Here is an 11953-nt window from a genome sequence, read left to right as displayed (position 1 = left end):
AAAATGGTGCCGCTTACGTGACTCGAACACGTGACCCCGTCATTACGAATGACGTGCTCTACCGACTGAGCTAAAGCGGCCTGCGCAAACGCCGAAGATCTCTCGGCGCGGCGTATGGCGGGCTGATACAGCCATTGGGGCAGGATTTCAAGCGCTGAATGTCAGCTTGTTGAAAATTTCCCGCTGGCGACGAGCTTGTTCGCCTATGACGCGCAGACGCGCTGCTTCGCCGCAGCGTACTCCTGCGCGAGCCGGTCGACGAGTGCGGAGACGGGTTCGATGGCTTTCACCGCACCCACACCTTGCCCCGCGCCCCAGATGTCCTTCCAGGCTTTGGCGCCTGTGGAGGCGGCGGCGAAATCCATTTTCGAGGGATCGGCGACGGGCAGATTGTCGGGATCGAGACCAGACGCGACGATCGAAGCTTTCAGATAGTTGCCATGCACGCCGGTGAAGTAGTTGGAATAGACGATGTCATTGGCATGCGCCTCGACGATCGCCTGCTTGTAGGCTTCCGTTGCGCGCGCTTCGCGGGTGGCGATAAAGGGCGAGCCGATATAGGCCATATCCGCCCCCATGGCCTGGGCCGCCAGAATGGAGCCGCCATTGGCGATGGCGCCAGCCAGAAGCAGAGGGCCATCGAACCATTCGCGGATTTCCTGAACAAGCGCGAAGGGGGACAGGGTACCCGCATGGCCACCGGCACCAGTGGCAACTGCAATCAGGCCATCCGCACCCTTTCGGATCGCCGAGTTGGCGTGGCGGTTGTTGATCACGTCATGCAGCACGATCCCGCCATAGGAGTGGATCGCGGCGTTGACCTCCGGGACAGCTCCCAAGGACGAGATCACGATCGGCACCTTGTATTTCACGCAAAGCCCAAGATCATGTTCCAGCCGTTTGTTGGACATATGCACGATCTGGTTCACCGCAAAAGGCGCGGCCGGCCGGTCCGGGTTGGCGGAATTGTGCGCAGCAAGCTCTTCCGTCATCATCGCCAGCCACTCATCCAACTGGCTCTCCGGGCGGGCGTTCAAAGCGGGAAATGCCCCCACGACGCCTGCTTTGCATTGTGCCAGCGTCAATTCCGGATGAGAAATGATGAAAAGTGGTGAGGCAATCACCGGCAGTCGGAGATTGTCCTTGAGAATGGACGGTAGCATAGTTCCTCCCACGGAATGATACTTGGCGATTTACGTTTACGCGCACGTAAGATTTAGCCGAGGTGAGCACCGTTGAAAAGCGAAAAGCGCAGGCAGACAGTAAGGCGTTGAGGACGTGCGGTGAGGATTGTGATGGGCGCTTGCCGGTAACCTTATGGCCCGACTGCCATAGTGGCGACGTTTTCCCCAAGCCAATCTCCGCTTTGCGGGTGAGGTGGCTTGCGGTTGGGGACGCGAGTCGTTACCGAATCGTAAACGTGGTGCCGAAGCGTTGATCTTTCGCGTATGGCGAGGAAGAAGGACCGAGAGTGAGCGGACTGGAAACGGCAATCAGAAATGCCCTGGAAAAATCGGATCGGTCGAATGCCGAAGTGCGCGCGCGCATCTACCAATCGTCGCGCCAGGCCTTGGAGGCCGGTCTGCGTAAGCAGGGCATAGATGACCAGACTGTCGTGGCGCAGCAACGTCAGCGTCTGGAAAATCTCATTCACGCCATCGAGACGGAAGAGCGCAACCGCCTGCTGGATGTGGTCGAGGATCATGTGCGTCGGGAAACGCAACGTGCCGCGCCGCCTGTTGTCGAGCCTCCTGCCGTCGCGCAGTCTGCTTCCGCTGTCGCGGCACCGTCCGTTGCGCCCGCGCGGCGGCATGAAGACGAGGATGAGGGTGCCGCAATGCCTGTCGAGGCGCCGGTGCGCGCTGAGCCGCGCAGCGAGCCCGCATCTGAGCCGCCGGAGATGAGCGATTTTCGCGCCGAGCGCTCCGACGAGGACTTGGGCCGCATGACCTCTGCGGCCGGTCCGTCCTTCGAGGCCTCTTCGCTTGCCTTCAAGCCGGAGCGTGCGGCCAAGGGCCGTCGCAAGAAGGGCATCATCACACGCCTTTTCATCTGGTTTACGCTTTTAACCTTCATCGGCCTTGGTGGCTGGTGGGTCTACAGTTCCGGCTTGCTGCTGAGCCCGGCCCAGCGGGACACCAGCGTGCCAAACCCGCCGCCTTCGGTGGAATCGGAAGATTTCGACGGTCAGCAGAGCCCCCAGGAACCGACGCTTGCCGCCGGCCGCGGTTTCTCCGACGCCTGGCAGGAGGTTTTCAACGCGGATCGCGGAAATGCGGGGCTCCAGCCCGGTTCGCTCTCCAAGGTGGAAAACGTGGCAACCGGCGGCGGAAAGGCCGTTCGCGTCACATCGCAGACGGCGGATGCCGCAGGTAACATCGCCATCACCGTTCCGGCCGAAGTGCTGCGCGAGATGGCGGGCAAGTCCTCGACGATTTCCATCACACTGCAATCTGGTAGCAATGGTCAGAGTCAGGTGTCGGTATCCTGCGACTTTGGCACGCTTGGCGATTGCTCGCGCCACCGTTTCACTGCCACGCAGGAGCGGGCGGATATGCTGATCAATGTGAGTTTCGATCGAACCATGGCGCCGAATGCGCCTGGCCGTATCTTCATCAACAGCGATATCGATGGCACCGCCCGCCCGATCAACCTCTATTCGGTTCGTATCCTGCCTGGTCAGTGAAACCAGAAATGAAAAGAGGCAGGCCGCTGTGGGTCTGCCTCCTCTCCTTGGATGTGCTAATCACCTCGGCCTGAAGCCGGAGCGATCAAGATCGTCGCTCAAGCTATTTTAAAAACTTCGGTCCGCTTCCTAAGATCTTCTCATCGATCTTGCCGATCGCCTTCTCATCCTTGCCGTCATAATTGAGCGACGTGAGAATATGGCGGATCAGGTTGAGCCTCAGCCTGCGCTTGTCATTGGCGCGGATCACCGTCCACGGCGCGTCGTCTATGTGGGTCTTGTCCAGCATCTCGTCGCGCGCTGCGGTATAGTCGTCCCACTTGGTCAGGGCGGCGATATCCATGTCGGAAAGCTTCCAGGATTTCAGCGGGCTGTGGCGCCGGTCATGGAAGCGCTCGAGCTGGGTCTCGCGTCCGATATCCAGATAGAACTTGAAAAGGTTCACGCCCTCATGCACCAGCATTTTTTCCAAACGCGGTACTTCTTTCAGGAAGCGTTTGTGCTCTTCCGGCGTGCAGAAGCCCATGACCGGTTCGACACCGGCGCGGTTATACCATGAGCGGTCGAACAGCACGAACTCTCCCGCTGTCGGGAAATGGGCGATGTAGCGCTGGAAATACCATTGGCCGCGTTCGGTTTCTGTCGGCTTCGTCAGCGCCACCACGCGTGCATAGCGCGGGTTGAGATATTCGCGAACGGCGGCAATAGAGCCGCCCTTTCCGGCAGCGTCGCGGCCCTCGAACAGCGCCATGATGCGTTGGCCCGTGGCCTGCTGCCAGAACTGCACCTTCACCAGTTCGATCTGGAGCGCTTCAATCTCCGCCTCGTATTCTTCCCGGCCGAGCTTCTTGTCATAGGGAAAATCCCCGGATGTCAGCTTCTTGTCCTCGACCCAGTCGGGCAGCACCGAAGCGTCGATATTGAAGACCCGCTCCTTGCCATCGATCGTCAATGTCACGGATCTGTCCTTGACGGTTTCGCTCATGCTCACTCCCTTTTCAGCCTTTGGCATTTTGTGTTCTTAAGGTCAGCCTGACACTCAACGAATTCAAGAGCAAAGAGATTCCGGCATCGAAGCCCCATCCACATAAATTTTGCCGGCTAAGGCTTGTAAAAGGACAGGGCGAAGAATCTCTGTCATGAAAGGCGATTATGACGGTCGGATCGGGAGCGAGACGAATGGACAAGATTCGCGATGGCAATGGCAGCGATGGACGGGGAGGGTGCGTTGTTTAAACAGATGCGCCGCATGCGGAGAAACTGGCTTGCGCTTTTCGTCGTCACGATGCTGGCAGCCTTGGCGCTTGTCGAATGGCGTTCACCTTACGTCGTCGTTGCATTGTGGCTTGCCGCCGTCCTTGCCATCCTCTTCGTTGCGCCATCCAACGTCATCAAAAAGGACGAGAAGAAACCCAAGGTGGAAGCGCAGCCTCAGGGCGCGGTTGATCAAGGGTTGATCGCAGGCGTGCGAGCCGGCATTGCCGCTCTCGATACGCCCGTTTTCATCCTTGACCAAGACGCCGGCGTGCTCTTCGAAAACGCAGCCGCCGAACGCGCCTTCGGTACTCTCCCGGTTGGTTCGCATATTTCCGGAAGGCTGCGCTCGCCGGGCCTGCTCGACGTTATTCGCGAAACCATCGCCACCGGTCAGCCGAACCAGGTGGAGCATTCCGAGCGATTGCCATCCGAACGCGTGTTCATTGTCCGCATCGCGCCTGCAGACATGCCACGGACGTCGGGTGCGCCCTTCTATATCCTCTCCTTTAGAGACATCTCCGATCTGCGTCGGATCGACCGTATGCGCAGCGATTTCGTCGCCAACGCCAGCCACGAGCTGAGAACGCCGCTCGCTTCCCTGCGCGGCTTCATCGAAACCATGCAGGGACCGGCACGCAACGACCCGAAGGCGCAAGAGCGCTTTCTCGGCATCATGCTTGATCAGGCAACCCGCATGAGCCGCCTGGTCGATGACCTGATGTCGCTGTCGAGGCTTGAGCTTCGCGCCAATATCGCGCCGGATCAGACAGTCGATCTCGTGCCGCTTCTTGGCCATGTGCGGGATTCACTGCTGCCGCTGGCTGGCGATCTGGATGTCGAGATCAAGCTGCACATGCCGGAAAGACCCGTAGAGGTGAATGGTGACCGGGACGAGTTGGTGCAGGTGTTCCAGAACCTTGTCGAAAACGCCTGCAAATATGGTCAGGATGGCAGGGCCGTCGATGTGTTTTTGCGTCCGGACGCCGGCAAGCCTGTCGAAGTCAGCGTCGTGGACAAGGGTCCGGGTATTCCTGCCGAGCATGTTCCACGCCTCACCGAGCGGTTCTACCGCGTCAGTGTCGCAGACAGTCGCTCAAAAAAAGGCACCGGTCTCGGCCTTGCCATCGTCAAGCATATTCTGACCCGCCACCGCGCCCGGCTCATTATCCGCTCCGAGATTGGCGTCGGAACGGACTTTACGGTGAGGTTTTGACACAGAAGCCGGGTCGTTTTCATCTGATTTTTAAAATGTCATATTAAATCAATAAATTAACGTGTCACAAATCTTTCACCGAAGTGACATAAAAGGGTGTGGCAAGACTGGTTATGAAGAGGCCGCCGGGACAGCCCAGACGGGCTTAAGGATCAAGCCTCTTGCCGGCACAGTTCACGAAAGCCCGAAAAAGGGCCCCACGACGGGAGAGTCATAATGAACTTCTTTAAATTGTCTGCAGCAGCTCTGGTGGCGTCCGTTGCCTTCGCGGGTGCCGCTTCTGCTCGCGACCAGATCCAGGTTGCTGGTTCCTCCACGGTTCTGCCTTACGCAAAGATCGTTGCTGAAAGCTTCGCCGAAGCTTTCCCGAACTTCAAGGCACCGGTTGTTGAGTCCGGCGGCACGGGCGGTGGTCTGAAGGCATTCTGCTCCGGCGTGGGCGAAGGCACGATCGACATTGCCAATGCATCGCGCAAGATCAAGGCTGACGAACTGGCAGCCTGCAAGTCCGCTGGCGTTGCTGACGTTCAGGAAGTGAAGATCGGTTACGACGGTATCGTCTTCGCCATGGACAAGTCCAACAAGGACGTCAAGTTCGAGCCGAAGGATCTGTACCTCGCTCTCGCCGCTGAGGTCGTCAAGGATGGCAAGCTGGTTGCCAATCCCTACACCAAGTGGTCCGAAATCAACAAGGAACTGCCTGACGTAGAGATCGCTGCCTATATCCCTGGCTCCAAGCACGGCACGCGCGAAGTCTTCGAAGAGAAGATCATGGCTGACGGCTGCAAGGAAGCTGGCGCAACAGACGTGATCAAGGGTCTGGTTTCCGACGCCAAGCAGGCTGCTGCCAAGTGCGTTGCCATCCGTAAGGACGGCAAGGCTGTCGATATCGACGGCGACTACACCGAGACGCTCGCTCGTATCGATGCCAACAAGTCCGGCGTCGGCGTCTTTGGCCTCGCTTTCTACGACAACAACAAGGACAAGCTGAAGGTCGCGACCGTCGGTGGCGTTGTTCCGTCCACCGAAACCGTTGCTTCCGGCAAGTACCCTGTCTCGCGTCCGCTGTTCTTCTACGTCAAGAAGGCTCACCTCGGCGTGATCCCTGGCCTGAAGGAATATGTCGAGTTCTTCACCTCTGACGAGATGATCGGCCCTGACTCCCCGCTCGCCAACTACGGTCTGGTTGCTGCCCCAGAAGCAGAGCGCAAGGAAATCCGCGCTCAGTTCGAATCCGGCAAGACCATGTAATATAACTTAAGAAAGCGCAGTGCTGAAACGCTGCGCTTTCTCACCTCTTCCTGTTGGCAAAGTCGGTTTGTCGGGCCTTGCGACATCTCGAAGGGTTGACAGTTCCTATTTATCGTAAGACGACCCCGCCGATAAATATGATGTATCAACCCGGAATGCGTGAACTGAATACAGATCCGGTATCGTGCGGTGATCAGCCGTCGGTGCTGCGCTCTTGGTGAAATGATGCCGCATCGTGCCGCGTGGCGCGCCGAGGAAACTCTCCATGAACATATCCATCCTTCTGCTGATATTGGCGCTGATCGGCGTCTCCAGCTACGTGCTTGGCAAACGTCGGGCCATGGCGCTTGCGGGCGGACGCCCCTCCAGCATGCACTCCCGTTCTGGCTATCACGGTTCCTACGTCCTCATCTGGGCGCTTATTCCTTCCGCGCTGATCCTGGCGGCGTGGCTGATCATCAGCCCGATCATCGTCAACTCTGCAGTGCATGAAAGCTTCCCGGATGACATCAAGGCTCTGCCGGAAGCCCAGCAGAGCCTTACCTATGGCATGGTCGTCTCCATTGCCCGCGGCCTTACCCAGGTCTCGCCGCAGGAATATGACGCGCTGAAAGCCGATCCCGCGACGGCACGCGCGGTCCTCGCCTCTAAAGGTGTGGCCATCGCCGGCGATCCGCAGCCCTTCATGATCGAGTCCGCAGAAAAGCTCAATAACATGTCGGCGGTCAGCCGTATCGCCATGGTATTCGTAGTGCTTGCCACGGCCATCGCTGGGGCCTTCAAGGCGCTCCGCGGCCTGGCACCGCGCTTTCGTGCCCGCAATCAGGTGGAAAAGGTCATTCTCGGCGCGCTCGTTCTTGCATCGTCGATCGCGATCTTGACCACGATCGGCATCGTTATGTCGATGCTGACGGAAGCCACGCAGTTTTTCCGGATGGTTCCGGCGCATCAGTTCTTCTTCGGCACGGTGTGGGATCCGCGTTTTGCTGCGGCTGGTTCGACAGACAGCTCCGGTCAGTTCGGCCTCATTCCGCTCTTGGCGGGTACGCTCTATATTGGCTTCGTCGCCATGCTGGTCGCGGTACCGGTCGGTCTGTTCTCGGCGATCTACATGGCCGAATATGCAAGCCCCCGTTTGCGCTCGATTGCCAAGCCGCTGCTGGAAGTGCTCGCCGGCATTCCGACCATCGTCTACGGCTTCTTTGCGCTGACGACTGTGGGGCCGTTCCTGCGTGACATCTCTGCCCAGATCAATGGTCTGGCAACGGGCGACTATGCCAGCTTCATCCAGGCGCAGAGCGTCATCACCGCCGGCTTCGTCATGGGCATCATGCTGATCCCATACGTCTCCTCGCTGTCGGATGATATTATCACCGCGGTGCCGCGCTCGCTTCGCGACGGATCGCTCGGTCTTGGCGCGACGCGCTCCGAGACGGTCAAGAAGGTCATCCTCCCGGCCGCGCTTCCGGGCATCGTCGGGGCGATCCTGATGACCGCGTCACGCGCTATCGGTGAGACCATGATCGTGGTTCTGGCCGCTGGTGTCGCCGCACGCCTGCAGCTCAACCCCTTCGAGCCGATGACGACGGTGACCGTCAAGATCGTCAGCCAGCTGACCGGTGACCTTGAGTTTACCTCGCCGCAGACGCTTGTTGCCTTTGCGCTTGGCATCACGCTCTTTGCCATCACGCTTTGCCTCAATATCTACGCGCTCTACATCGTGCGCAAATACCGGGAGCAGTATGAATGACCGACGTCGTTACTCCGGGCATCTCCGCCCCTGCCGCAACGAAGAAGGTCCGTCGCGATATCGGCATCAAGCGCCGTTACGCTGCAGAGCGCCGCTTCCGCGCCTATGGTGTCGCCGCGATCTCCTTCGGCCTGCTGTTTCTCTTCCTGCTTCTCTGGTCCGTCATCGGCAAAGGCTACACGGCCTTTCAGCAGACGATGATCACGATCCCGGTCGAGTTTTCGCAGCAGATCATCGATCCGGACAATGTGCGCGCGCAGAACCCGTCTAAGCTGATGACGGCCAACTACCCTGTCGTCGCCCGCAACTCGCTTGCCAAGGTGCTCGGCGTTTCGCTGGAGGATCGCACGGCGTTGCGCGCCGTCAACGCACTGATTTCTGACAGTGTCCGCACGCAGCTTCGCGACATCGTCACCTCCGATCCAAACGTCATCGGCACGACGCGCACCGTGTCGCTCCTGGCATCCGGCGATGTCGACAGCGCCTTCAAGGGCCAGGTCGATATGTCGGGCGAGGAGCAGAACCGCCGAATCTCCGACCAGCAGGTCGGCTGGATGAACGAACTGGTTGGCAAGGGTGCGCTGGAAAAGAAGTTCAACACCGGTATCTTCTTCAATGGCGCATCCAGCCGTCCTGAGGCCTCCGGTGTCGGCGTCGCGCTGATCGGCTCCTTCTACATGATGCTGATCGTGCTCGTTCTGTCGCTGCCGATCGGGGTTGCCGCTTCCATCTACCTGGAAGAGTTTGCGCCGAAGAACCGCCTGACGGACCTCATCGAGGTCAACATCAACAACCTGGCAGCGGTGCCGTCCATCGTTTACGGTCTGCTGGGTCTCTCGGTCTTCATCAACTTCATGGGCCTTCCGCGCTCGGCCTCGCTGGTCGGTGGTCTGGTGCTGACGCTGATGACGCTGCCGACCATCATCATCGCCACACGCGCTGCCTTGAAAGCCGTGCCGCCTTCGATCCGCGCCGCAGCGCTCGGTCTCGGTGCCTCAAAGATGCAGACCATCTTCCACCACGTGCTGCCGCTTGCCATGCCGGGCATCCTGACCGGCACCATCATCGGCCTTGCACACGCGCTTGGCGAAACCGCGCCGCTCCTTCTCATCGGCATGGTGGCCTTTGTGGCAAATTACCCGACGACCCCGCTTGATCCTGCAACGGCCTTGCCGGTTCAGATCTACATGTGGGCGAACGAAGCCGAACGCGCCTTTGTCGAAAGAACATCCGGCGCTATCATCATCCTGCTTATGTTCCTCCTGGTGATGAATGTGGGCGCAATCCTGCTGCGTCGCCGCTTCGAACGGCGCTGGTAAAGCATCTCCAGGAAATGTGGATACCGGTTTTCTGCTCGGAAATGCGATAAGAAGCAAGGGAGAACGGAACAATGAACATGTTGTCGGAAGCAGCAGTTGAAAAGGCGCTGGACAAGAAAATGAATGAAGTTTCCTATAAGATGATCGGCAAGGACGTCTCCGTATATTACGGTGAGAAGCGCGCCCTTTACGATGTGAAGCTCAACGTTCGCGAAAACACGGTGACGGCTCTCATCGGCCCCTCGGGCTGTGGCAAATCCACCTTTCTGCGCACGCTGAACCGCATGAACGACACAATCGATGGCTGCCGCGTCACCGGCGAGATTACGCTCGATGGTGAGGATATCTACGATTCTGCCATCGATGTCGTCGAGCTTCGCGCTCGCGTCGGCATGGTGTTCCAGAAGCCGAACCCATTCCCGAAGTCGATCTACGAAAACATTGCCTACGGCCCGCGCATCCACGGTCTTGCCCGCAACAAGGCGGATATGGACCAGATCGTCGAGTCCGCCCTGCAGAAGGCAGGTCTTTGGAACGAAGCGAAGGACCGCCTGCAAGAATCCGGCACGGGTCTGTCCGGCGGCCAGCAGCAGCGCCTGTGCATCGCACGTGCCATCGCCGTTTCACCGGAAGTCATCCTCATGGATGAGCCATGCTCGGCGCTTGACCCGATCGCGACCGCCAAGGTGGAAGAGTTGATCCACGAGCTTCGTGCCAACTACACCATCGTCATCGTGACACACTCGATGCAGCAGGCCGCTCGCGTTTCGCAGCGTACCGCCATGTTCCACCTCGGCCACCTGGTTGAGGAGAACGATACGGACAAGATGTTCACCAACCCGGATGACCAGCGCACCCAGGACTATATCATGGGTCGTTTCGGCTGATCCTGTTGCTGCTTGCACATTCCACCGCGTCTGTCGCTCGAGCCACTAAAAAGGCTTGCGACAGGGCGTTTCGAAACTGGAGACTACGAACATGTCGACACATTCCCACATCATGTCCGCCTATGATGAGGAGCTGAAGTTCCTCAGCCGCCGGATCGCCGAAATGGGCGGCCTGGCCGAGCAGATGTGCGCCGATGCCGTGCGTGCGCTCGTCAATTCCGATGCAGCCTTGGCGCAAAAGGTTATCTCGGACGATACGATCCTCGATCACGCCGAGCGCGAAATCGGCGACAAGGCGATCGTCACCATTGCCAAGCGCCAGCCGATGGCAGCAGACCTTCGCGAAATCATTGGTTCGTTGCGCATTGCCGCAGACCTGGAGCGCGTCGGCGATCTGGGCAAGAACACCGCTAAGCGCGTCATCGCTGTTGCCGGCACCGGCGTTCCGCGCAAACTGGCACGTGGCCTTGAGCATCTGTCGGAACTGGCGCTTGTGCAGTTGAAGGAAGTGCTGGACGTCTACTCCACGCGATCGGCGGAAAAGGCCCAGGCCATCCGCGAGCGCGACGAGGAAATCGACGCCATGTACACCTCGCTCTTCCGCGAGCTTTTGACCTACATGATGGAAGATCCGCGCAACATCACCACCTGCACGCATCTTCTGTTCTGTGCCAAGAACATCGAGCGTGTCGGCGACCACGCCACCAACATCGCCGAGACCATCTACTACATGACCACTGGCAGCCAGCCGGAAGGTGAGCGTCCGAAGGACGATAGTTCCAACACGCTCGGCGCTGTGACCGAGTAAGCGACAGATAGGATCTGGAGCCATGGTGCCAAAAATCGCCGTTGTCGAAGACGAGGAGGCGCTGAGCGTCCTCCTCCGTTACAATCTCGAATCCGAAGGCTATGACGTGGACACCATTCCGCGTGGCGACGAGGCGGAAATCCGCCTTCAGGAGCGCACGCCGGATCTTTTGATCCTCGACTGGATGCTGCCGGGCGTCTCCGGCATCGAGCTTTGCCGTCGCCTGCGCATGCGTCCGGAAACCGAGCGTCTGCCGATCATCATGCTGACGGCGCGCGGCGAGGAAAGCGAACGGGTTCGGGGCCTGGCGACGGGCGCGGACGACTATGTCGTGAAGCCCTTCTCCACGCCGGAACTGATGGCACGCGTCAAGGCGATGCTGCGCCGCGCCAAGCCGGAGGTCCTGTCCTCGGTGCTGAAATGCGGCGATATCGAACTTGACCGTGAGACGCATCGCGTCCATCGCAAGAGCCGCGAAGTCCGTCTCGGGCCGACCGAATTCCGTCTGCTGGAATTCCTCATGACCTCGCCTGGTCGTGTGTTTTCCCGTTCCCAGCTTCTCGATGGTGTCTGGGGTCACGATATCTATGTGGATGAGCGCACGGTGGACGTCCATGTCGGTCGTCTGCGTAAGGCGCTGAATTTCTCCAGCATGCAGGATGTCATCCGCACCGTTCGCGGTGCCGGCTATTCCATGGAAGCCTGATCGGCTTCGGGAGCGCTTTGCTTGAAGGTACAAGCGCTCCTATTCTTGCGGCGTCAGAGCGGACAGCCCGTGGCTT

Annotated in this window: 10 protein-coding genes and 1 tRNA gene; 8 read left to right on the top strand and 3 right to left on the bottom strand. The window is 59.3% G+C overall.

Annotated elements, in window-relative coordinates; translation table 11 throughout:
* Positions 1-4 precede the first annotated feature (4 nt).
* Both ACTJK5_RS11130 and ACTJK5_RS11125 read right to left on the bottom strand, forming a co-directional pair.
* Positions 5-80: transfer RNA gene (locus tag ACTJK5_RS11130), tRNA-Thr, on the bottom strand.
* Between the two features lie 123 nt (positions 81-203).
* Positions 204-1163 (bottom strand): NAD(P)H-dependent flavin oxidoreductase, encoded by a 960-nt coding sequence (locus tag ACTJK5_RS11125; protein ID WP_440612433.1) that lies wholly within the window; start codon positions 1161-1163, stop codon positions 204-206.
* 308 nt (positions 1164-1471) lie between these two features.
* Between ACTJK5_RS11125 and ACTJK5_RS11120 the strand changes: the two genes are divergently transcribed.
* Complete coding sequence (locus ACTJK5_RS11120) at positions 1472-2686, top strand: hypothetical protein (RefSeq protein ID WP_440612432.1); 1215 nt, start codon at positions 1472-1474, stop codon at positions 2684-2686.
* Between the two features lie 103 nt (positions 2687-2789).
* Here the strand turns inward: ACTJK5_RS11120 and ppk2 are convergent, their stop codons facing one another.
* The gene (ppk2, locus tag ACTJK5_RS11115) at positions 2790-3671 is read right to left on the bottom strand and encodes a polyphosphate kinase 2 (protein WP_312806448.1); all 882 of its coding nucleotides are present in this window, start codon (positions 3669-3671) and stop codon (positions 2790-2792) included.
* 243 nt (positions 3672-3914) lie between these two features.
* Here ppk2 and phoR point away from each other — a divergent pair, with 243 nt between their 5' ends.
* The 7 genes from phoR (at position 3915) to phoB (ending at position 11877) form a co-directional block, all read left to right on the top strand.
* Complete coding sequence (gene phoR, locus ACTJK5_RS11110; RefSeq protein ID WP_440612431.1) at positions 3915-5156, top strand: phosphate regulon sensor histidine kinase PhoR; 1242 nt, start codon at positions 3915-3917, stop codon at positions 5154-5156.
* A gap of 216 nt (positions 5157-5372) precedes the next feature.
* On the top strand, positions 5373-6407 hold the full coding sequence (locus ACTJK5_RS11105) for a substrate-binding domain-containing protein (RefSeq protein ID WP_062445559.1): 1035 nt from the start codon (positions 5373-5375) through the stop codon (positions 6405-6407).
* Positions 6408-6672: 265 nt separating this feature from the next.
* Positions 6673-8157: a phosphate ABC transporter permease subunit PstC gene (gene pstC / locus ACTJK5_RS11100; protein WP_440612430.1), complete on the top strand. Its 1485-nt coding sequence runs from the start codon at positions 6673-6675 to the stop codon at positions 8155-8157.
* Positions 8154-9476, top strand: coding sequence for a phosphate ABC transporter permease PstA (gene pstA / locus ACTJK5_RS11095; protein ID WP_062445555.1), 1323 nt, complete (start codon positions 8154-8156; stop codon positions 9474-9476). The genes pstC and pstA overlap by 4 nt, the downstream gene beginning before the upstream one ends.
* A gap of 71 nt (positions 9477-9547) precedes the next feature.
* Positions 9548-10363 (top strand): phosphate ABC transporter ATP-binding protein PstB, encoded by an 816-nt coding sequence (gene pstB, locus ACTJK5_RS11090; protein ID WP_062427043.1) that lies wholly within the window; start codon positions 9548-9550, stop codon positions 10361-10363.
* Positions 10364-10454: 91 nt separating this feature from the next.
* A complete protein-coding gene (gene phoU / locus ACTJK5_RS11085) occupies positions 10455-11171 on the top strand; it encodes a phosphate signaling complex protein PhoU (protein ID WP_062427042.1) in 717 nt (238 codons plus the stop codon).
* Between the two features lie 22 nt (positions 11172-11193).
* Positions 11194-11877 carry a phosphate regulon transcriptional regulator PhoB gene (phoB, locus tag ACTJK5_RS11080; RefSeq protein ID WP_027676016.1) on the top strand — a complete coding sequence of 228 codons (684 nt, stop codon included), beginning with the start codon at positions 11194-11196 and terminating at the stop codon, positions 11875-11877.
* Positions 11878-11953 lie beyond the last annotated feature (76 nt).

Source organism: Agrobacterium sp. 22094, from assembly GCF_052046015.1.
Lineage (GTDB): Bacteria > Pseudomonadota > Alphaproteobacteria > Rhizobiales > Rhizobiaceae > Agrobacterium > Agrobacterium cavarae.
The sequence above is the reverse complement of the archived record's forward strand: the minus strand, read 5'-3'. Positions and strand labels throughout refer to the sequence as shown.

What these genes read in the sequence shown, in the direction of transcription:
- ACTJK5_RS11105 (WP_062445559.1), top strand. Translation starts at nt 5,373, where the DNA reads ATGAACTTCTTTAAATTGTCTGCAGCAGCTCTGGTGGCGTCCGTTGCC.
- pstC (WP_440612430.1), top strand. Translation starts at nt 6,673, where the DNA reads ATGAACATATCCATCCTTCTGCTGATATTGGCGCTGATCGGCGTCTCC.
- ACTJK5_RS11125 (WP_440612433.1), bottom strand. Translation starts at nt 1,163, where the DNA reads ATGCTACCGTCCATTCTCAAGGACAATCTCCGACTGCCGGTGATTGCC.
- pstA (WP_062445555.1), top strand. Translation starts at nt 8,154, where the DNA reads ATGACCGACGTCGTTACTCCGGGCATCTCCGCCCCTGCCGCAACGAAG.
- phoB (WP_027676016.1), top strand. Translation starts at nt 11,194, where the DNA reads ATGGTGCCAAAAATCGCCGTTGTCGAAGACGAGGAGGCGCTGAGCGTC.
- ppk2 (WP_312806448.1), bottom strand. Translation starts at nt 3,671, where the DNA reads ATGAGCGAAACCGTCAAGGACAGATCCGTGACATTGACGATCGATGGC.
- phoU (WP_062427042.1), top strand. Translation starts at nt 10,455, where the DNA reads ATGTCGACACATTCCCACATCATGTCCGCCTATGATGAGGAGCTGAAG.
- pstB (WP_062427043.1), top strand. Translation starts at nt 9,548, where the DNA reads ATGAACATGTTGTCGGAAGCAGCAGTTGAAAAGGCGCTGGACAAGAAA.